At 67.0% G+C, this 20,410-nt stretch carries 19 protein-coding genes and 1 pseudogene; 7 read left to right on the top strand and 13 right to left on the bottom strand.

Annotated elements, in window-relative coordinates; translation table 11 throughout:
• A pseudogene (locus QP997_RS07950) lies at positions 1–327 on the top strand (DUF4333 domain-containing protein); the annotation flags it as partial.
• A 181-nt stretch (positions 328–508) separates the two neighbouring features.
• Here the strand turns inward: QP997_RS07950 and QP997_RS07945 are convergent.
• The 4 genes from QP997_RS07945 to QP997_RS07930 all read right to left on the bottom strand — a co-directional run bounded on the left by QP997_RS07945 (position 509) and on the right by QP997_RS07930 (position 3,500).
• Positions 509–1,789 (bottom strand): SatS C-terminal domain-containing protein, encoded by a 1,281-nt coding sequence (locus QP997_RS07945; protein ID WP_284846790.1) that lies wholly within the window; start codon positions 1,787–1,789, stop codon positions 509–511.
• A gap of 11 nt (positions 1,790–1,800) precedes the next feature.
• Entirely contained in the window at positions 1,801–1,977 is a 177-nt protein-coding gene (locus QP997_RS07940; protein WP_284780437.1) for a hypothetical protein, read from the bottom strand.
• 81 nt (positions 1,978–2,058) lie between these two features.
• On the bottom strand, positions 2,059–3,156 hold the full coding sequence (locus tag QP997_RS07935; protein WP_284846789.1) for a C40 family peptidase: 1,098 nt from the start codon (positions 3,154–3,156) through the stop codon (positions 2,059–2,061).
• Positions 3,156–3,500 carry a hypothetical protein gene (locus QP997_RS07930; RefSeq protein ID WP_284846788.1) on the bottom strand — a complete coding sequence of 115 codons (345 nt, stop codon included), beginning with the start codon at positions 3,498–3,500 and terminating at the stop codon, positions 3,156–3,158. Before QP997_RS07930 ends, QP997_RS07935 begins: the two co-directional genes overlap by 1 nt.
• A 135-nt stretch (positions 3,501–3,635) precedes the next feature.
• On the opposite strand from QP997_RS07930, the gene upp reads away from it, so the two are divergent.
• Entirely contained in the window at positions 3,636–4,283 is a 648-nt protein-coding gene (upp, locus tag QP997_RS07925; protein WP_012359692.1) for a uracil phosphoribosyltransferase, read from the top strand.
• On the opposite strand, the gene QP997_RS07920 is transcribed toward upp, so the two are convergent.
• Complete coding sequence (locus QP997_RS07920; RefSeq protein WP_284846787.1) at positions 4,224–5,831, bottom strand: phospho-sugar mutase; 1,608 nt, start codon at positions 5,829–5,831, stop codon at positions 4,224–4,226. The genes upp and QP997_RS07920 overlap by 60 nt on opposite strands.
• Before the next feature lie 17 nt (positions 5,832–5,848).
• Entirely contained in the window at positions 5,849–6,697 is an 849-nt protein-coding gene (locus QP997_RS07915; RefSeq protein WP_284846786.1) for a purine-nucleoside phosphorylase, read from the bottom strand.
• A gap of 143 nt (positions 6,698–6,840) precedes the next feature.
• Between QP997_RS07915 and QP997_RS07910 the strand changes: the two genes are divergently transcribed.
• Positions 6,841–8,052, top strand: a complete 1,212-nt coding sequence (locus tag QP997_RS07910; RefSeq protein ID WP_070759557.1) for an amidohydrolase — start codon at positions 6,841–6,843, stop codon at positions 8,050–8,052.
• Between the two features lie 108 nt (positions 8,053–8,160).
• On the opposite strand, the gene QP997_RS07905 is transcribed toward QP997_RS07910, so the two are convergent.
• From QP997_RS07905 to QP997_RS07890, 4 genes are all read right to left on the bottom strand, one after another.
• A complete protein-coding gene (locus QP997_RS07905) occupies positions 8,161–8,718 on the bottom strand; it encodes a DUF1707 SHOCT-like domain-containing protein (protein ID WP_284846785.1) in 558 nt (185 codons plus the stop codon).
• Between the two features lie 9 nt (positions 8,719–8,727).
• Positions 8,728–10,341, bottom strand: coding sequence for a glycerol kinase GlpK (gene glpK / locus QP997_RS07900; protein WP_284846784.1), 1,614 nt, complete (start codon positions 10,339–10,341; stop codon positions 8,728–8,730).
• 18 nt (positions 10,342–10,359) lie between these two features.
• Positions 10,360–10,938 (bottom strand): hypothetical protein, encoded by a 579-nt coding sequence (locus QP997_RS07895; protein WP_148813255.1) that lies wholly within the window; start codon positions 10,936–10,938, stop codon positions 10,360–10,362.
• Between the two features lie 283 nt (positions 10,939–11,221).
• Positions 11,222–12,964, bottom strand: a complete 1,743-nt coding sequence (locus QP997_RS07890) for an acetyl/propionyl/methylcrotonyl-CoA carboxylase subunit alpha (RefSeq protein ID WP_284846792.1) — start codon at positions 12,962–12,964, stop codon at positions 11,222–11,224.
• A 332-nt stretch (positions 12,965–13,296) separates the two neighbouring features.
• On the opposite strand from QP997_RS07890, the gene prpD reads away from it, so the two are divergent.
• Complete coding sequence (prpD, locus tag QP997_RS07885) at positions 13,297–14,820, top strand: 2-methylcitrate dehydratase PrpD (RefSeq protein ID WP_284846783.1); 1,524 nt, start codon at positions 13,297–13,299, stop codon at positions 14,818–14,820.
• A 151-nt stretch (positions 14,821–14,971) separates the two neighbouring features.
• Positions 14,972–16,159: a bifunctional 2-methylcitrate synthase/citrate synthase gene (locus tag QP997_RS07880; RefSeq protein WP_284846782.1), complete on the top strand. Its 1,188-nt coding sequence runs from the start codon at positions 14,972–14,974 to the stop codon at positions 16,157–16,159.
• Between the two features lie 99 nt (positions 16,160–16,258).
• Here QP997_RS07880 and QP997_RS07875 read toward each other — a convergent pair whose 3' ends face one another.
• From QP997_RS07875 to QP997_RS07865, 3 genes are all read right to left on the bottom strand, one after another.
• Positions 16,259–16,909, bottom strand: a complete 651-nt coding sequence (locus QP997_RS07875; protein WP_070759572.1) for a Maf family protein — start codon at positions 16,907–16,909, stop codon at positions 16,259–16,261.
• A 63-nt stretch (positions 16,910–16,972) separates the two neighbouring features.
• Positions 16,973–17,305: a hypothetical protein gene (locus QP997_RS07870; RefSeq protein WP_284846781.1), complete on the bottom strand. Its 333-nt coding sequence runs from the start codon at positions 17,303–17,305 to the stop codon at positions 16,973–16,975.
• 48 nt (positions 17,306–17,353) lie between these two features.
• A complete protein-coding gene (locus QP997_RS07865; protein WP_284846780.1) occupies positions 17,354–18,850 on the bottom strand; it encodes an acyl-CoA carboxylase subunit beta in 1,497 nt (498 codons plus the stop codon).
• Positions 18,851–18,952: 102 nt separating this feature from the next.
• Between QP997_RS07865 and QP997_RS07860 the strand changes: the two genes are divergently transcribed.
• Both QP997_RS07860 and QP997_RS07855 read left to right on the top strand, forming a co-directional pair.
• The gene (locus QP997_RS07860; protein WP_284846779.1) at positions 18,953–19,834 is read left to right on the top strand and encodes a biotin--[acetyl-CoA-carboxylase] ligase; all 882 of its coding nucleotides are present in this window, start codon (positions 18,953–18,955) and stop codon (positions 19,832–19,834) included.
• Positions 19,834–20,376: a hypothetical protein gene (locus QP997_RS07855; RefSeq protein WP_284846778.1), complete on the top strand. Its 543-nt coding sequence runs from the start codon at positions 19,834–19,836 to the stop codon at positions 20,374–20,376. Before QP997_RS07860 ends, QP997_RS07855 begins: the two co-directional genes overlap by 1 nt.
• The last annotated feature ends 34 nt before the right edge of the window (positions 20,377–20,410 follow it).

Below are 20,410 nucleotides of genomic sequence, written 5' to 3'. Positions count from 1 at the left end.
GGCCAGCCACAGCAGGGCAATTGGCAGGCCCAGCCGCAGCAATACGGTGGCCAGCCACAGCAGGGGAACTGGCAGGGTCAGCAGTACGGTGGCCAGCCACAGCAGGGCAATTGGCAGGCCCAGCCGCAGCAATACGGTGGCCAGCCACAGCAGGGGAACTGGCAGGGCGAGCCACAGGGTTATGGTCAGCCTCAGCAGGACCCGGGGCAGCAGTACGGTGGTCCGGCGCAGAATCCGTCCTCCAATGAACAGGGCGCCCCAGCCGACGGCAACCAGCCCGGAGCGCCCGGCGACCAGGCCAGTGGCGGAGACGCCTCGCAGGACTAGCGGATTTCCTAGGTCTCATTAAACCCCGCCCCGGTGAGCACGGCTGGTGCTGCTGGCGCGGGGCGGGGCTCAGCACAGTGCCTGGGCTGCGGGCCTAGAAGAACATCAAAGGGCGCCTCCCGAAAGATCATCCTTTCGGGAGGCGCCCTTTTCAGCTTCCTTAGGCAGCTAGCGGCTCACGCTAGAACTTGCTGAAGCGCTTGATGAGATCCTCCTCCAGCTGCTTCCAGCCGCGCACCTCCTCGTCGAAGGGTGCGGTCGGGGTGGTGCCCGACGGCGAGCCCGTGACGTAGGCGATGTAAGTCTGCAGGCGCGGGAAACCGACCAGAACCTTGTTCACGGCGTCGTCGCCCGCCCAGTCGGCGGCGTCGGCCAGCAGCTCATAAGCGCGGCTCAGCTGCTTCGGATCCACCGCGTCCACGGACTTGGCGATGTCTTCGCGCAGCCCGGTGAAGGTGTACTGGTTCATGTCGTGAACCGTGACCTCCAACTCGCCGGCATTCGCGGCCTGGACGATGTCGCCCCAGGTCTCCATCTCCTCGAGGTCGTGCTGCGGGGCGTCGATGAGCCAGCGCACCAGGGAGCGAGGGTTGGGGAAAGTATTGATCTGGCCGTGGCGGCCCAGGAACACCGGCTTGCCACCCACGTAGCAGCGCAGGGTGTAGACCCGCTGGCCGTTCAGGGAGATGCGGATCGGGTCAATGCCGGCCTGCGCCCATACCGTCTTGTCGTACGGGTCGGCGTTTTCATCTGCGGCGCTGCCAGCAGCGGCCTTCTCCGCGGCGGCGTCCTCCCGCTTCTTCGCGGCGGCGGCGCTGGCATCGGCCGCAGCCTTGTCTACTGCGTCGATGCGCTTCTGGGACTCCGCGACGGCCGTCTCGTCCACCTCGACCTCGGTGAGGCCGTCCTCGAGGTCGTCGAGCATCTCCGCCCACGCGCCGAGCACGATGCGGCCCATTGCGGTCCATTCTTCGACACCGTTTTGGCCGGAGTAGTGGTCCGCGCCGCGGTAGATGTTCTGCAGCATGGAGTAGGAGCCGAACCACTTGTTGATCGACTCGATGCCAGCGACACCGCCGATGGACTGCAGCAGGCGGTATGCGCGGCTGACGTCCCGGACGTTCTCGTAGCTTGCCCGGCCGGCCAGCTGGTTCGGAGCCTCGATCAGGGAGATCTCCTGGATCTTCTGCGCCGACATCTGGGTGTCGGCGTCCGCCTTGAACTCCTGCCACTTCGGGTGTTCGGCGAGGACGTGATCGTTGCTGCCGACAACGTGGGCGTGGAGTTCGGCGGGGGAGGAGAACACGGAGATCGTGTCGTCCTTACCCAGGAATGCCTGCCACTTTTCGCCCCTGACGACCCACAGTGGGGCCCAGACGGTGTACCAGGTGCCGCTGGTGGTCTCCATCTTCAGCGTGACGAGCTGGTTTGGTTTAAACGTTGTCGGTTTGGAAGCTGCCATGATTGCGGATTCTACCCGGCCGGATCCGAACTCATAGCCTCGACATTGCGAAGCCGGGCGTCGAGCACCTTCGGCACCACCGCAGGGGGAGAGCCGAGGAACTGCGCCTGAAGATATTCCTGTTCCTCCGGCTGCGTGACGATCCGCGCCAAGCCCGGAACGCTCCGGGAAGAATGAGCCCCACCCATGTTGTGAATTCCCCCTTTGATAAACCGGTCCAGTGCGAACTGGCTCGGTGAACCTTTTCAGTGCCCACAGACTAACCCCGGCTAGCCGGTGGGGCGGTAGAAACCGTGGAAACCCATGCCGATGTTCTCTGTGCGGATCGGGCTGATACCCACCGGGTCGCCCGCCTCGATCAGCTGGCCGTCTTCGATGACCATCGCCACGTGACCATCCCACACCGCTAGATCCCCGGGCTGCACCTGGTCCATCGGGATCTGCGGGCCCACCGCCTGCTGATCGGCCAGGCGGGGAAGCTCCACCCCGGCCTGTCCGTAGGCCCACTGGACGAAGCCGGAGCAGTCGAAGCCCTGGCCCGGTGTGGTGCCACCCCACACGTACGGGGTGCCCAGCTGCGTCTTCGCCGCGGCCACGGCCTTGGCAGCCGCCTCGGTCGGGGCACCCGCCACAGCATCGCTAGATTCCACGGCGTCGCTGGAATCCGCAGCTGCGCCCCCATGACCTGCTTCGGGTCCTGTGGCGCTACCCGAGTGTGCTGCTGCGGGAGGCTGTCCGCTCGCCCCTTCGGACGGCGCGGGTGCTTCCGGGATCGCCTCCGCCGGCACCACGGTGGTCGTCGCCTCCTCCGCCAGTCCCAGCAACTCCTGGCCTAGCGCCTGCACGCGGGCCTCCGCCCGGCTTAGGTGTTTCAATGCGATGGCCTGCGCCTCCGCCAGCGCCACCGGTGCAGTCGGGCCGAGCAGCTGCACCGGATTCATCGCACCGCCGATCTCCGCCAGGGCTTCCATCGCGATTGCCCCGACATCCTCGATCGCCGCCAGGACGGCCTGCTGCCCGCGCCCAGCGACCGCGTCCAGCCCCTGGCGGACTTCCTCAATGAGGTCCACCGCAGCCGAACCTTGCGCGAACTTGGCGGCCATCGCCCCACCGGCCTCGCCGAGCACAGCCGACCCGACTGTCTGGATGACCTCCCCGGCGAGCCCGCTGACCCCGGAGCCCAACAGCGCGGACACTCCAGGCTGCAGCGGCTGTGGGATGAGGGCTGCGATGGGTTCCACGAGCCCCAGAAAATCCGGAACACAGCCACCTCCGCCGAGCACCGAGCCAGCCATCTCCCCAAGAACGGAGCCGGCCACGTCCTCGATCACGTCCCCTCCAGCTGGTGCCAAAACAGGTGCACTCATCACCGAACACCTCCCGCAAGTGCTTCAAAGCCAGCCTGGGCTGCCTGCTCATGCTCGTCCACGCGCCCCCGGAACTCATCCAGCGCACCAGCAGCGCCCTGGTAGAACCTCGCCAACTCCCCGGTGGCCCCGTGATGCCGAGCCCGGGCCTGCTGCAGTGCGGCCAGGAACCTCCCCAGCTCCGGCAGGAATGGCAGCTCCACGTGTGGCGTGTGCGGTGGGGCTGTCGCAGCCAGCTGCTCTGCCACCGTCCGCGCCTCCTGCGCTGCTGATTGGATTCGCTCCTGCTCGGCGATCACCTGGCCGCCACTGTGTCCCCCAATACCGTTCGTCAAAGGCACCATTGTTCCCCCTGAATCTTCCCTGAATCGTCTCGGTGCGTGAAGTAACTCAGAGGTATTAGACAACGGGGACGGTCATTTGGTTCCCGCCCGTGCCAATTTTCTCGCGTGCCCGGTGCTTAACGTAGATTTGGAGTCATGGACATCAAGGTGGTCAATCATCCTCTCGTGCGCGCCCGTCTGACGATTATGCGCGACGCCCGCAGCAACAACGTGGTCTTCCGCGACGCCCTCGCGGACCTCGGTGCGATGCTGATCTACGAGGCCAGCAACGACCTCGAGACTGAATCCTTCGACGTGGAAACCCCCGTCTCCACCGCCGAAGGGCACCGGCTGAAGAACCCGCCAATCATCGTCCCCATCATCCGCGCCGGCCTCGGAATGATCGACCCGGCACTCTCGATGATCCCGGACGCCCAGGTGGGCTTCATCGGCCTGGCCCGCGACGAGAAGACCCACGAGCCAGTCCCATACCTCGAGGCCCTGCCGGATGACCTCTCCGGACAGCCCGTCATGTTGGTCGACCCGATGCTCGCCACCGGCGGCTCCCTGCTCAACGCCGTGGAGCTGCTCGTCGAGCATGGTGCGGACGACATCACCTGCGTGTGCATGGTCTCCGCCCAGCCGGGCGTGGACAAGCTGGTTAACTCTGGCCTGCCGGTGCGAAAGCTCGTCACCGCCACGATCGACCCGGCGCTCGACGAGAACGCCTACATCGATCCGGGCCTAGGCGACGCCGGCGACCGCCTCTACGGCCCGCGGAATATCGACCTCGAGAGCCGCTAGCGCAGCCTCCACCTGCTTGCGGTCCGTGGCCTCGCCCACGGCCTCCAGGTAGAACTTCGCCTTCGGCTCCGTCCCGCTCGGCCGGGCGACGACCCGCAGCGACACACCATCCGCGTCGCCCACCAGGCGCAGGCCCTCCGCGGCCTCGTCACCCAGCAGTTCGGCGCTCATCGCGGCCCCCGCCAGGTTTTCCGGCGGTGCGGCCGCGAATTTTTTAATGACGTCCGTGGCCTGCGCAATGGACTCCAAGCGGATCGACAGCTGGCTGGAGCGGAAGCAACCGAACTCCTGCTCGATGACCGCCAGCTCGTCTGCCAGGCTCCGTCCCGCAGCGGCGAGCTCCGCCGCCCACGCAGCCGCGACCAACGCGGTGGCGATGCCGTCCTTATCTGCGACGATGCCGGGGGTGGGGCAGGTGCCGATGGCCTCCTCATAGGCGAAAGCCAACTCCCCGGGGCGACCTTCCGCCGCACGCGCCAGGTGCTTGAAGCCCGTCTTCGTCTCCACGTACTCCCACCCGCTGGCCTGGGCCATCACACCCAGCAGTTGGGAGGAGACGTAGGTCGTCGCGACCACCGGCGGGGCAGCGGCGTCTGCCGCCACGCCAGAGAGCACGCGGCGGGCCAGCAGCGGGCCGGCCTCGTTGCCACTCAGCATCCGGTAGGCCGGCTCGCCACCAGTGGGCACGCCAAGCATGCAGCGATCCGCATCCGGATCGAGTGCGATCAGCAGGTCCGCGCCGACCTCCTTGCCCAGTGCGAGCAGCAGGTCGGTCGCGCCGGGCTCCTCCGGGTTGGGGAAATCCACGCTCGGGAATTCCGGGTCCGGCCAGCGCTGCGCTGCCACCGCATGGATATCCGCGAAGCCATTGGCTTGCAGTACAGACTCCAGCGTGTCCCCGCCGACCCCATGCATCGGGGTATAGGCGATGGTCAGGGCTCGCCGTGCGGTGAGCACCGCGTTCTCGCTACTAACAACCGGGGCGCCGATCGCGGACTCGTAGCCCTGGGATGCACCGAGTTCAAGCTGCACGCTGCGGGAGCGGGCGACCTCCTCGGCCGCCGGCTGGGCCGCGATGGCTGCCTCGATCTCGCGATCGGCGGGGGAGACCAGCTGGGAGCCACCAGAAAGGTACAACTTGTAGCCGTTATCGCCCTTCGGGTTGTGTGAGGCGGTGATCTGCACGCCGGCATCCAGGCCACGGTCGCGCACCAGCCAGGCCAGCACCGGGGTGGGATTGTTGCCACCCAGCAAGGTGACGGTGAAGCCCTTGGCCGCGAACACCTCGGCGGTGGCTCGCGCAAAGATTTCGGAACCGTAGCGGGCGTCGTGGGCAACCGCTACGGCGATATCGGCTGCGGTCCGGTCTGCGTGTTGGGCGATCAACCAATCGGCCACCCCGGCGGTCGCCCGGGTGACAGTCGCGACGTTCATGCGATCCGGGCCCACGCCCACTGGGGCGCGCAGCCCCGCGGTGCCGAAACTCAGACCTGGCTGGGAACTATTGTCCTGCGGGGCTGGAGTCGTTTCCTGCGGAGCTGGGTTCATTTCCTGCGGGGAGGGGCTCACGACTGGATCACGCTCGCGAGCAGGGAACCCATCTCCTGAGCCGCGGCCTGGCCGGCGGCCAGCACCTCCTCGTGATTCAGAGCCTCACCGGTCACCCCCGCCGCCAGGTTCGTCACCAGCGAGATACCGAGCACGTCCACGCCAGCCTCCCGGGCAGCGATCGTCTCGTAGACGGTGGACATACCCACCAGGCCCACCCCGAAGGTGCGCAGCATGTGGATCTCCGCCGGGGTCTCGTACTGCGGCCCCGGCATCATCGCGTACACGGCCTCACGGATGCCGGGTCGCAGGGCCTTGACCTTCTCGCGCAGCTCGGGGGAGTAGGCATCCACCAGGTTCACGAAGTTCGCGCCCACCAGTGGGGTCTTTGCCGTGAAATTGATGTGATCGCTGATCAGAACCGGCTCGCCCACAGACATGCCCTCAGTCAGCCCGCCGGCCGCGTTGGTCAGCACGACCTGCTTCACCCCCGCAGCGGCAGCCGTGCGCACCGCGTGCGCGCACCGCCACAGCTCGTGGCCCTCGTAGGCGTGGGTGCGACCCAGCAGGATCAACACGTTGCGCTCGCCGATGCGCAGCGCCCGAATGGTGCCCCCGTGGCCCTCTGCGGTGGGCGGCAGGAAGCCCGGCAGATCGGACATCGGGAACTCCTGGACGTCGCTTTCCGCGGCCTCACAGACCACGTCCGCAGCTGGTCGCCAACCGGAACCCAGGACGATGGCGGCGTCGAAAGCAGAAAAACCAGTCTTCTGCAGCAACGCCGCGGCAGCCTGCTCCGCGAGCTCGTAGGGGGCCTGCCCGGGATTCGACGCAGCGGGCGAGGATTGCGCATTGTGGCTAGACATGGCCCAAGGCTACCGCGAAGTCACGCGCCACAGGGGTGGGCATATAGAATGGTGTTTCATGCGGCGTAACTAGACAACTCGGTCTTGAAGCGCCACAATCAGCAGACATCGACAATTATTGGCTTTAAGCCGGGAGGCATGCAGTGCAACACGGCGGACCCACCTCTGAGGCGGCCCAACTCACTCAGTTCGTCACCCTGTGGCTGAACGAGAACGTGGACCGTCTGATCGAGTGGCGGCGCCACCTGCACCGGAATCCGGAACTCTCCCACATGGAGGACGGCACCACCGCCTTCATCATGGGGATCCTCCGCGACGCCGGCCTTACACCGCAGGAGATGACCTGCAAGGGAGCCACCGTCGACATCGGGCCCGACACCGCACCGATGATTGCCTTCCGCGGGGACATCGACGCCCTCCCGGTCACCGAAACCACCGGCCTCGAGTTCAGCTCCACCGTGCCCGGCGTCATGCACGCCTGCGGCCACGACATGCATACCACCATCCTGCTGGGGCTCATGGTCGCCCTGGCTGCCTACGTCGAGGAGTACGGCGAGGACGCCCTGAGTGTGCGGGTGCGTGGCATCTTCCAGCCCGCCGAGGAGGTTCTGGACGGTGGGGCCAAGGACGTCATCGCGGCCGACGCCCTGCGTGGGGTGAACCAGATCTTCGCGGTGCACTGCGAACCGAAGCTGCGCTGCGGGCAGATTGGTGTGCGCGTGGGTGCGATCACCTCGGCCACGGACGTCATGGAGATCGTCCTGCGCGGCCCCGGCGGCCACACCTCGCGCCCGCACCTGACCGCGGATCTCATCAACGCCGCTGGCCTGGTCGTCACGATGCTGCCGCAGCTGCTGAGCCGGCGGGTGGACCCACGTAGCGGCACCGTCGCCGCCTTCGGCTCGATCCACGGCGGCCAGGCCTTCAACGCGATCCCTGAGGAGGTCCGTCTCGTTGGGTCCTTCCGCACCGCGGAGGTCGGGGTGTGGCGCGAAAGCGAGGCGATCGTCCGCGAGCTGCTGGACGAGATCGTCGCCCCGACGGGCGCGACTGCGGAGCTGCACTACACGAAGGGCGTGCCGCCGGTGACCAACGACGACGTCGCGACCGCGCTGCTCGCGCAGTCCGTGCGCAACGTCGATCCGCACTCCCTGGTGGAGGCGCCGCAGTCCAGCGGCGGGGAGGATTTCTCCTGGTACCTGGAGCACGTGCCGGGCTCGATGGCACGCCTGGGAACGTGGACCGGCGAGGGGGAGAAGCCGGATCTGCACCGGCCGAATATCATCTTCGACGAGCGCGCCCTGGGTATTGGTGTCCGGCTCTTCGCCGGGGTCATCGACCAGTTCCGTCCCTAAGCGGAGCGCTGCGCTGTGCTCCGCGCCGGAGAGACGGCGCGACTGGGCTGGAGTCAGCGAGGGGTAGTGGCGCGGGACGCCGGGGGAGCATCAACCCACGGGGCAGTCTTAACGGTTGAGGCGGCGCTGCTGGCGTAGCTGGCGAACGGCGTGGCGCTGTTCGCGCTCGAGCTGCCGATTCGTCGGCATGCACCACGACTCCGGGCCAATCTTGAGCATGTACAGCAGGATCGCCATGACGGGGATGATCCACATGAACCAATCCGAGACGGTGGTCAGCATGAGTGCGCTGACCACGGAGAGTGCCATGATCCCGCCGCGGATATTGCGCCCCCGCTTGGAGGCCACGGCGACCTCCTCGGCGGTATACACCTGCCTGCCATAACCCGGCACCGCAACCACCTGCGATGGCTGCGCCTGGTCGCCGCGTGGGATGCGGGGGAGATCCAGGAAAACCTCCGAGAGCTCGCCATGCACCCTGGCGTTGGCGATGTGGCGGCAGCGTTCGTCGTACTCTGAGATGTCTAGCCGGCCCGCCTCGAGGTGCTTCGAGAGCAGGTCCATGGCCTCTTCGCGCTCCTTATTCCCGATGCGGACAGCGCTGCGGGGATCGGGCCGCGAACCGTGTTCCCCCGGCCGGTTCTGCGGGTCATTCGAAAAAGTCATATAACGAGCCTACGCTTTCGTGGCCCAGTCGAAGGTGCGTTCCACAGCCTTATTCCACATGCGGTAGAGCTCGTCCCGCTCTTCTTCGGACGCCCGTGGGGTGAAGGTGTGCTCCTCCTGCCACAGGCGCCGGATTTCCTCCTCATCCCGGAAGAAGCCCACCGCAAGTCCAGCGGCATAGGCCGCACCCAGGCAGGTGGTCTCCGTGATTTTCGGGATCGTGACGCTCACGCCCAGCTGGTCGGCCTGGAACTGCATCAGCAGGTCGTTTTCCACCATGCCGCCGTCGGCCTTCAGGCTGGTCAGTGGGACGCCGGAGTCCGCGTTCATCGCCTCGACGACCTCCCGGGTCTGGAAGGCGGTGGCCTCCAGGGCGGCGCGCGCGATGTGGGCCTTGGTGACGTAGCGGGTGAGCCCCGTGATCACCCCGCGCGCCTCGGGCCGCCAGCGGGGCGCGAGCAGCCCGGAGAAGGCGGGGACCACGTAGCAGCCACCGTTATCGTCCACGGAGCGGGCGAGGGGCTCGATCTCGTCGGCGGTGTTGAAGAAGCCCAGGGAGTCGCTGAGCCACTGCACCAGCGAGCCGGTCACGGCGATGGAACCCTCCAGCGCGTACTTCGGGGGCTGATTCCCCAGCCGGTAGGCGATGGTGGTGATCAGCCCGTGCTTGCTGCGCTGGGGCTCGTCACCGGTGTTGAGCAGCAGGAAGCTGCCGGTGCCATAGGTGGACTTCGCGTCCCCCGGTTCCAGGCAGGCCTGCCCAAAGGCAGCGGCCTGCTGATCGCCGAGGATGCCAGCGATCGGCACGCCCTGCACCGGGCCGGAGCGGCGCACCCGGCCGATGACCTCGCTGGAGGCGACGATCTCCGGCAGCAGGGACATCGGGATGTCCCAGATCTTGCAGAGTTCCTCGTCCCACTGCTGGGTGGAAAGGTCCATCAGCATGGTGCGGGAGGCGTTCGTGACGTCGGTGACGTGCTTGGCGCGCTGGCGTCCTGCCTTGGCCCCGGAACGGCGACCGGAACGGGAGCGGGAGGAACGGGTCAGCTCCCAGATCACCCAGGTGTCGATCGTGCCGAAGGCCAATTCGCCGCGCTCCGCACGCTCGCGGGCGCCGTCCACATGGTCCAGGATCCAGCGGATCTTCGACGCGGCGAAGTACGTCGACGGCGGCAGGCCGGTGCGCTCTTGGATGAGCTCCCGCTCCTCGTCGGTGAGCGCGTCGACGAGGTCGGAGGTGCGGGTGTCCTGCCAGACGATCGCGTTGTAGATCGGCTCGCCGGTGGCCCGGTCCCAGATCACCGTGGTTTCACGCTGATTGGTGATGCCGACGGCCGCGATCTCGTCCGGGGTGATGTCCTCGGAGGCAGCGGCGTCGGCCATGACGCGACGGATGTTGAGCCGGATCTCCTCCGGATCGTGCTCCACCCAGCCCGGATGCGGGAAGATCTGCTCGTGTGGCAGCTGGCTGCGGCTCACGATGTCCCCGCGACCGTCGAAAATGATGCAGCGCGTGGAGGTCGTCCCCTGGTCGATGGAGAGGACGAATCCCCGACGGGAGTTGGTTAGGCGGGCGTATTGCTCGGCGACCTGGTTGGAAAACTGATTCGCGAAGGCGTCCATCGTGTGCGGCTGCGGGGCCTAGCGGTTTTCCCGACCGCGGAGAACTGCGGACACGACGAGCAGTGCGATACCGCTGCCCACGCCGATCATCGAGATCCAGCGCAGGGTATTCAGCGAGCCGCCGGACTTGGCGGAGATGTAGTTCTTCCCCTCGTTGCACGCGATGTGCGCGCCCTGGATGTTCTCGGTGAACTCCACCCGGGCATAGACACCCTTGACCTTGGTGAATGGCAGGGAGACGTCCTTGATCTTGACGTCCTCGTCGGTGAGATCCTCCAGGTCCTTGACCTTGTCGTGGATGGGCTTGCTGCCTGGACCGAAGAAGCCGCAGGCGGTGGCCTCGAGGGCGTCCTCATCGGCGAGCAGGTAGTAGGAGGTGTCCGCCTTCACCGCGGTGGGGTGATCCTCGGAGAAGCCCTTGATGGAGGAGAGGCTGACGATCCACGTGATCGCGCCGATGACCAGGAAGACGGCACCGATGATTCCCAGCAGCTTGGGGGAGACCCGTTGCGTGCCGCGGTCGCGCTCTTCTGCCTCGGTGGACGTGTCGGTCACCAGATCCGGTTGGTCCGTGGGGTCGAGGTGGTTATCGGTCATAGTTTTTGAAACTCCGCAAAACAGGGTGGGCACCGGGAACAAGCGAACCACGCCGCGAACTCAAAGCCACGTTCGCAGCCAGAAGCGCCGCCCCCGGGGCGTAGGCCAGGCCTCATCACTGGGGCATGGGTGACCCCTGGCGTGGACCAGATCTACCAATCCATTCTAAACAGACCCCGGTGCCGGTGGGTAGGCCACCCTCGCTCTCGCGCCCTGTGTCGCCTGGCGAACTCTGTCGGAGGTGCCGGGAGCGGCAGGGCAGAAGGGGGCGGAGTCAGCGGGGCTAGTCGTCGAGAATCTCGAAGAGAGCCTGGTTCTTCGTCACGCTATCGCCCGGGGCGATAGCGAGCCCGGTGACCACGCCCGACTTGTGTGCCTGCAGGGCGTTTTCCATCTTCATAGCCTCCAGCACCAGCAGAGTGTCGCCCTCGGCGACCCGCTGGCCCTCCGAGACCTCGATCTTCACGATCGTGCCCTGCATCGGTGCGGCCACGGTATCGCCGGTGATAGCGGCCTCGCCGGCGGCGGCGCGACGGCGCGGGGCCCGCTTCGTGCGGCCTCCGGCAGCCATCAGCTCGCCCGGGACGGTGATCTCCACGCGGCGGCCCTCCACCTCGACGGTGACGCGCTGGCGGGGCAGCTTCTCCTCGCCGCCCGCCGCTGCGGATGCGTCCTTCGTCGACTCGGGCAGGGAGCCGTCCCACTCCTCTTCGATCCAGCGGGTGTAGACCTTGAAGCCATCCTCCGCGGTGAAGTCCGGGTTGTTCAGCATCTGCTGGAAGAAAGGGATGACCGTCGGCAGTCCAGCAACCTGGAACTCCCGCAGTGCACGCTTCGAGCGGGCAATGGCCTGCTCGCGGTTCTCGCCCCACACGATGAGCTTGGCCAGCATGGAGTCGAACTGACCGCCGATGACGGCGCCTTCCTCGATTCCGGAGTCCATGCGCACGCCCGGGCCGGACGGCTCGCGGTAGGCGGTGATCATGCCTGGGTTCGGCATGAAGTTATTGGCCGCGTCCTCGCCGTTGATGCGGAACTCGATGGCGTGGCCACGCAGCGTCGGGCGGCTGGTCCGGGACAGTGGGCGGCCTTCTGCGATGCGGAACTGCTCGCGCACCAGGTCCCAGCCGGTGATCTCCTCGGTGACGGGGTGCTCGACCTGCAGGCGGGTATTGACCTCCAGGAAGCTGACCAGGCCGTCGGAACCAACCAGGTACTCCACGGTGCCCGCGCCCTGGTAACCCGCGGCGCGGCAGATCTCCTCGGCGGACTCGTAGATCCGGCGGTTCTGCTCGGCGGTCAGGAACGGGGCTGGAGCTTCCTCGATGAGTTTCTGGAATCGGCGCTGTGTAGAACAGTCGCGGGTGGAGGCGACCAGGACGTTGCCGTGCTTATCTGCCATGACCTGCGCCTCCACGTGGCGGGCGCGGTCGAGGTAGCGCTCGACGAAGCACTCGCCGCGGCCGAAGGCTGCGATGGCCTCGCGGGTGGCGGAGTCGAAGAGATCCGGGATCTCCTCCATCGTGTAGGCGACCTTCATGCCGCGGCCACCGCCACCGAAGGAGGCCTTCACCGCAACCGGGAGGCCGTGTTCCTTGGCGAACTCCTCGACCTCGGCGGCGCTGGAAACGGGGTGCTTCGTTCCCGGTGTCATGGGAGCATCGACCATCGCGGCGATCTGGCGTGCGGTGACCTTGTCGCCGAGGCGGTCGATGGCCTCCGGCGGCGGGCCGATCCAGTTCAGGCCAGCGTCGATGACGGCGCGGGCGAAGTCCGCGTTCTCTGCGAGGAAGCCGTAGCCGGGGTGGATGGCATCGGCGCCGGACTCCCTGGCCGCGGCGATCAGCTTGTCGATGTTCAGGTAGCTCTCGGCGGAGGTCTGCCCGCCCAGCGCGAAGGCCTCGTCGGCCATGCGGACGTACGGGGCATCGGCATCCGGCTCGGCGTAGACCGCGACGGAGGCGATGCCCTCGTCCTGTGCGGCGCGGATGATGCGGATCGCGATTTCGCCGCGGTTGGCGATCATCACCTTCTTGATGGGGGTGATGCCCTCGGAGCTGGCCGTCGCAGCAGCATCTTGAGCTGGCGCGCTCGACACCTGATCCGTCTTGGCCGTCACGACGTTAACTCCTCCAATGTGGGTCCTCTTTGAACTCATCACCCTACCGCTATTCGTTTCCGAATTGTTACCTGGCACGCGGTGTTTCGCTCAAGCTCTACTGAACTGGGGTGGGGCTGACGTGCTCTCACAAGCCAACTATGAATTCTCTCACTCGCTGGCTTTAGAGAAAGTGCTTCGCGTGTCTGCTGTGCAGTCTATTATTTTCGCCAAGCTAAGGAGTTGTGAGGAGGCTCATAGTGGAAAACCACGTTGTCCGTACCCGAAAGTCTGCCGAGGAGTTCCCCAGGGAGGAACATCTGGCGTGGAAGATTGCGACGATGGCCGCCGACCCCGTCGCCGTCGACGAGGACGTCGAGGAGATGGTCGTCAATCGCGTGATCGACAACGCGGCCGTCGCGGTGGCCTCGGTGCTGCGCCGCCCGGTGTCCTCCGCCCGCGCCCAGGCCCTATCGGTCGGCCGTCCGCTACAGGGGGAGGGCGCGACCGTCTTCGGCGTGGCGGACAGGGTCTCCCCGGAGTGGGCGGCCTGGGCCAACGGGGTGGCGGTGCGAGAACTGGACTTCCATGACACCTTCCTGGCTGCGGACTACTCCCACCCGGGGGATAACATCCCCGCCGTGCTCGCGGTCGCCCAGCACCGCGGTGCGGACCTGGGGCTGACCGGCAAGGACGTGGTCCGGGGGATAACCACCGCCTACGAGACCCAGGTCAACCTCGTGAAGGGGATCTGCCTGCATAAACACAAGATCGACCACGTGGCCCACCTGGGCCCGGGTGTGGCTGCGGGCCTGGGTACCCTGCTGTCGCTGGATCCGGAGCAGATCTACCAGGCCATCGGCCAGGCGCTGCACACCACGACCGCGACCCGCCAGTCCCGAAAGGGAGAGATCTCCAGCTGGAAGGCCCACGCCCCAGCCTTCGCCGGGAAGATGGGTATCGAGGCCGTCGACCGTGCACTGCGCGGGGAGGGGGCGCCCGCCCCGATCTGGGAGGGCGAGGACGGCGTGATCGCCTGGCTCCTGGACGGGCCGGAGGGCGAGTACACGGTTCCGCTGCCGGAGCCGGGGGAGCCCAAGCGCGGGATCATGGACACCTATACCAAGGAGCACTCCGCCGAGTATCAGTCCCAGGCACCCATCGACCTGGCCCGGCGCATGCGCGATCAGGTCGGTGATCTGAGCCAGATCGAATCCATCGTGCTGCACACCAGCCACCACACGCACTACGTCATCGGCACCGGCTCCGGAGACCCGCAGAAGTTCGACCCGCACGCCTCGCGCGAGACCCTCGACCACTCGGTGATGTACATCTTCGCCGTGGCCCTCGAGGACGGTACGTGGCACCACGAGCACAGCTACGCCCCAGAACGGGCGCAGCGGCCGGAGACCATCGAGCTGTGGCGGAAGATCTCCACGGTGGAGGATCCGGAGTGGACCCGCCGCTACCACTCCGAGGACCCCGCGGAGAAGGCCTTCGGGGCACGCGCGGTGATCACGCTGAAGGACGGCACCGTCATTGAGGACGAACTCGCCGTCGCCGACGCGCACCCGTTGGGCGAGCGTCCCTTCGAACGCGCCAACTACGTCGAAAAGTTCCGGACCCTGGCGGAGGGCGTCATCGACGAGGCGGAGCAGAACCGCTTCCTGGACGCAGCCGAAAACCTGCCGGCGATGAGTGCTGCGGAATTCGGGGAGCTCAACATCCGATTCTCAGCGGACACCCTGGCTCGCGCGCCGCAGATCCCGCGGGGCATCTTCTAGCGCGCAGCGGAACCTCGACGGGCGCGGAGGACGGGCGCGGAGGGGCCCGAAGACCAACAGCAACCGATTCCACGCAGCGCCCGAGCCGCAAGCACTAAAGCCCAAGAGCACCACCTGAGCCACAGCAACGAGGAGCAAAGGAGCTTCCACCATGAGCACGAACACGCAAAACGCCAACGCCCAGAACAACGCAGCCGAGCAGCCGGAGGTCCGCAAGGGGCTCTACGGGGTGGTCGCCGACTACACCAGCGTCTCGAAGGTCATGCCGGAGACGAACTCGCTGACCTACCGCGGCTACGCCGTCCAAGACCTCGTCGACAACTGCAGTTTTGAGGAGGTGTTCTACCTCCTGTGGAACGGCGAACTGCCCACCGAAGAACAGCTGACCGAGTTCAACAAAGCAGGCCGCTCCTACCGCAAGCTCGATGCCGGGCTGATCTCGCTGATCCACTCCCTGCCCACCGACTGCCACCCCATGGACGTCATGCGCACCGCGGTGAGCTACATGGGGACCAAGGATCCCGAGCACTTCACCCCAGACCGGGAGCACATCACCCACGTCGGCCACAACCTGCTGGCCCAGCTGCCGATGGCCATGGCCATGGACATTCGCCGCCGAAAGGGCGAGGACATCGTCGCCCCGGACCCGGAGAAGGGGGTGGCGGAAAACCTGCTGGCCATGGTCTTCGGCAACGGGCCGGACTCGCCGGCGAGCAACCCCGAGGACGTGCGGGACTTCGAGAAGTCGCTCATCCTCTACGCCGAGCACTCCTTCAACGCCTCCACCTTCACCAGCCGCGTCATCACCTCGACCCGCTCGGATGTGTACTCCGCGATCACCGGCGCGATCGGCGCACTGAAGGGGCCACTGCACGGCGGTGCCAATGAGTTCGTCATGCACACCATGCTGGAGGTCGACGACCCGGCGAAGGCGGAGGAGTGGGTGAACACGACCCTCGATAACAAGGAGCTCATCATGGGCTTCGGCCACCGCGTCTACAAGAACGGCGATAGCCGCGTGCCGAGCATGGAACAGTCCTTCCGCGCGCTGGCCGAGCGCCACGACGGGGCCAAGTGGGTGGTGATGTACGAGAACCTCGCCGCGGCAATGGACAAGCGCACCGGGATCAAGCCGAATCTCGACTTCCCGGCCGGCCCCGCCTATTACCTGCTGGGCTTCCCGGTGGACTTCTTCACGCCACTATTCGTCATCGCCCGCGTGGCGGGGTGGACGGCACACATCGTGGAGCAGTATGAAAACAATTCGCTGATCCGCCCGCTGTCGGCCTACAACGGGCCCGAGCAGCGGAAGGTCGTGCCGATCGCCGAGCGAGGGTGATAGGCAGGGCACACCGCGACGCTGGGAACCCGGCTAGCCCCCGAAGGTGATGCCGGTGGCGCGCCGGGGCGATGACCGTATCAGCCGCCCTGGCCGGGGCTAGCGGTTCCAGAAATCCGAGACGCTGAGCCCGAAGTGCTCCAGCGCCTGGCGCACCAGCGGCAGGGATAGCCCGATGACGCTGGAAGGATCCCCCTCGATGCGGTCGATGAACCAGCCGCCGAGGGCCTCCAGCGTGAACGCGCCCGCGCAGCCCCAGGGCTCGCCGGAGGCGGCGTAGGCCTCGATGTCCTTATCGCTGGCATCCGCGAAGAACACACTCGTGGCCGAGGAACCCTCGAACCAGTGCCCGTCGTGGTAGATCGCGTGCCCGGTGATCAGCTCCGCCCGTTTGCCCCGTTGCTGCTGCCAGCGGCGCACGGTCTCCTCCGCGGTGTGCGGCTTTCCCTGCAGCTCCCCGTCGAGCAGCAGCATACTGTCCCCACCAATCAGGACGTCGCCCTCGCCCAGCTGGAGGCCGTCCTCCAGGACCGCGTTCGCCTTCGCCTTGGCTAGGTGACAGACCTTCTCGGCGGGGGTGGGGGTGCGCCCCTGGCTCGCGGCCTCGTCGATCAAACGCTGCATCGCGGCGTCCTCGTCCACACCGGAGACCTGGACGACCGGCTCCACCCCGGCGCTGCGCAGGATGGAGAGCCGGGAGGGGGAGGAGGAGGCCAGCACGATGCGTGGGGTGGCCTGCGAATCAGGCATGTCTCGCTCCTTGAGAGGGACGGGAGTTAAGTATCGGTGTGCCGCCGCCGCGATGCGTGGCAGCTAGGCCTGCGGCAGATTCGGGCTGCGGAAGCCCGCCGGGTTCGGTTCCGGAGCGTTGGGGAAGGGCTCGCCCGCGGAGCCATACCAGCCGCGGGTGTTCGGCTTGGCGCGGCGGCGCTCTTCGGCCTGCTCGGTGAGCTCGCCCACCAGCTGTTCGAGGGCCTGGCGCTGGACGGGCGTGGGATTGCCCTTCACCACCTCGACGGCGGCCTGTGGCTCCGCTTGTAGCGCCTCCTTCTCAACCGACGCGGCACCGGTGCGGTGGGTCAGCCGTGCGCTGGTGAGCTCTGTTGGCTGTGTCTTGCGGCGGGCGCGGGAAAACTTTCTGCTCATTGATGCTCCAAACGTGTGCTTGGCGGGGGCTCGGTGGGCAGCGGGGCGCTAGAAGGTGACGATGCTGTGCTTGCGCGGGTAGCCGTCCTCAACCTTGCGCTCCAGCAGGGCGAGGCCCTCCACCAGCTTCTGGCGGGTCTCGCTCGGCGGCAGTACCGCATCGACCAGCCCGCTTGCGGCAGCCTCGTAGGGATCCTGGGCGGTCGCCTCGTCCGCGCCGATCTCGGCGGCGAAGGTATCAGCATCCGCCACCGCAACCTCCGCGGTCGGCCACGCGAAGACCAGGTCCGTGCCCATCCGCTTCGCAGCCAGGGCCAGGTAGGCGGCGCCGGTGGCCTTGCGGGTGATCACCGTGATCTTGCCGACCGATGCCACAGCCGTGGTGTGGAAGAGCTTCGCGGTGCGGCGGATCACGGGCGCGTCCGCCTCCTCCGGCAGGAAGCCCGGGGCGTCGACGAAAGAGACCAGGGGCACGTTGAACGCGTCGCAGAGCTGAATGAAGTAGCTGACCTTCTCCGCGGAGTCGATGTCGATGCCACCCGCCTTGACGGTGGGCTGGTTGGCGATCACGCCGACTGCGCGACCTTCAAGGCGGGCGAAGCCGGTGATGATGTTCGGCGCGAAGCCCAGGCTCAGCTCCAGCAGGCTGTCCTCGTCCAGGACTGCGGCCAGCACATCGCGGACGTCGTAGGTTTCGGACCCGGAGTCCGGGATCAGGTGGTTGATCTCGTGGACCAGCGCGGCAGCGTCGGCACCCTCCTCGGCGCGGCGGTTCGCCAGCTCGGTGTTTACAGGCTCCGTGGCCGGTGCGATCGCCCGGTTATTGGAGGGCAGGTAGGTCAGAACGTCGGCCACCGTGTCCTGTGCGGCGGACTCGTCGGGGACCACGATGTGGGCGGTACCAGTCTCCTGCGCCTCGACCACCCCGCCGGGGTTGGCGTCCATAGACAGGGAACCCTGCCCGTCGATGGAGATGACGACGTCGGACATCGCGATCCCGTGCACCTGCACGCCACGGCACTCGCCGGCGACGACCGCGATCTGCGGGATCACGCCGGAGGCCTGGGTCTGCAGGCGCAGGATGCGGGAGTACATGTCCAGGGCGATGATGCCCTCCTTGAGACGGGCGCCCGCACCCTCGTAGAAACCGATCACCGGGGTGCCGGACTTCAGCGCCAGCTCCAGCACCTTAATAATCTTCGCGCCGGTGGTCTCGCCGATCTTGCCCTCAAAGAGGGTCGCATCCTGCGAGAAGACACAGACCGGGCGGCCGTCGATGGTGCCGTGGCCGGTGACCACGCCATCGGTCAGCGGGCGCTCCTTCTCCAGGTCGAAGGCCTTGGAGCGGTGCCGGGCCAGAGCATCGATCTCCACGAAGCTGCCATCATCCAGTAGCGCTTCCACCCGTTCGCGGGCAGTGAGTCGACCGGCGCTGTGGACCGCCCGCACCGCGTCCTCCCCGGCAGGTTGGCGGGATTTCGCCAGGCGATCCTGGAGGTCCGCGATCTTTCCGGCCGTGGTGGACGTGTCATTCTGAGGATTCATGGCACACAGTCTAGATCATGCAGCGGGTCAGTCCCTATGCCACACGAGCTGGGTGGCTGAGGATGGCGGGGTGTGTCCGCGCCGTGTTCTAACATCAAGGGCATGCAAACTTCCCGTGTTCTTCTCGACGCCGCCACCTTGCGCGAGGTGCTGCCCGCCCTCGGCTGTGGGGCCGTGGAGGTGCTCGATCAGACGACGAGCACCAATAGCGTGCTCGCTGAGCAGGTCCGGGCGGCGCTGGCGGCAGGCGAGGAGGTGCCGGAGTTCTCCGTGCTCTTTGCCGAGGAGCAGACGCAGGGCCGGGGGAGGCTGGACCGGGCGTGGGGTGCGCCGCGCAGCAGTCAGCTGATCGTCTCTGTTGCCGCTCGACTGCCGGGGGTGGATGTGGCGACCCGGCTGGGGCTGTTGCCACTGCTGACCGGTGTCGCGGCGGTGGACGCGGTGCGCGCGGTGAGCCGCGCAGCTGGTGCGGAGGTCCCGGCGGAGCTGAAGTGGCCCAATGACGTGATGGTGGATGGCCGGAAGCTCGGCGGGATCCTCGTGGAAGCCGTGCAGCTTGAACCCGAACCGATCGTGGTGATCGGCCTGGGGCTGAACGTGGATCTACAGCGCACGGAGCTGCCGGTGCCGCATGCGACCTCCCTGGTTCTGGAGGGCATGCCGGGGGGCCAGGGGGCCACCGAGCCTGGCCCCGGAGTGCGCACCCGCCTGGCCATCGCGCTGATCGACGAGCTGGTGGGCGGGCTACGCCGCTTCATCCAGCTGGGCGGGGCACCGCAGAGCGTGCTGCCGCGCTACCGACAGGTCGTCGCCACCCTGGGCACGAAGGTCGTGGTCCACCTTCCGGACGGCACGACCACCCACGGCGTCGCCCGAGACGTGGCGGGTACCGGTGCGCTGGTCGTGGACGTCGACGGTGGCGGAGAGCTGGTCGTCGCCGCCGGCGACGTCACCCACCTGCGACCCGCGGAAGGGGAGAGCTGATGGCCTTCGGGAAAATCACCTTCGAACCAGGCGAGCAGATTCTCGCCGAGCTGTGCCCCAACCGTCGCTCCCTGCTCTTCCCCGTGCTGGAGCTGCTGCTGATCACCGGGGTCACCTGGGCACTAATCGGGCTGATCGACCACTACCTCGACGCGGAGGCGCTCCGCCTGCTCGGCTATAGCCTCCCGGTGCCCAGCCAGCTGGCGATGCACGTTGGCGAACCGCTCTACGTCGCAGCCCAGTGGGGTCGGCGCGCCCTGGTGGTGTTGTGGCTCTTCCTGGCCTGGCGGCGCTGCGGGCGCCAGATGATCTTCCGCGCCCGCAGCCGGATGATGCTCACCAACGAGCGCCTCATCACCGCCACCGGGCACTGGCGCAGCCAGACTGCCCAGGTGCCGCTGGAGTACATCGTGGACGCCCGCGCGAAGGGCTCCACCGTCTCCGTGTTCGTGATGGGAACCCGCAATCCGATCGTGCTGCGGGACGTGCCCTATGCCAAACGCTTCGTCCGGCTGATCCGCAGTCACACGCGGGCACTATGATTGGCCGTGTGAAAGATTCAGCTCATTCTTCTGC

The organism is Corynebacterium sp. MSK039 (assembly GCF_030232315.1).
GTDB lineage: Bacteria > Actinomycetota > Actinomycetes > Mycobacteriales > Mycobacteriaceae > Corynebacterium.
This window is presented reverse-complemented; position numbering and strand designations above follow the sequence as displayed.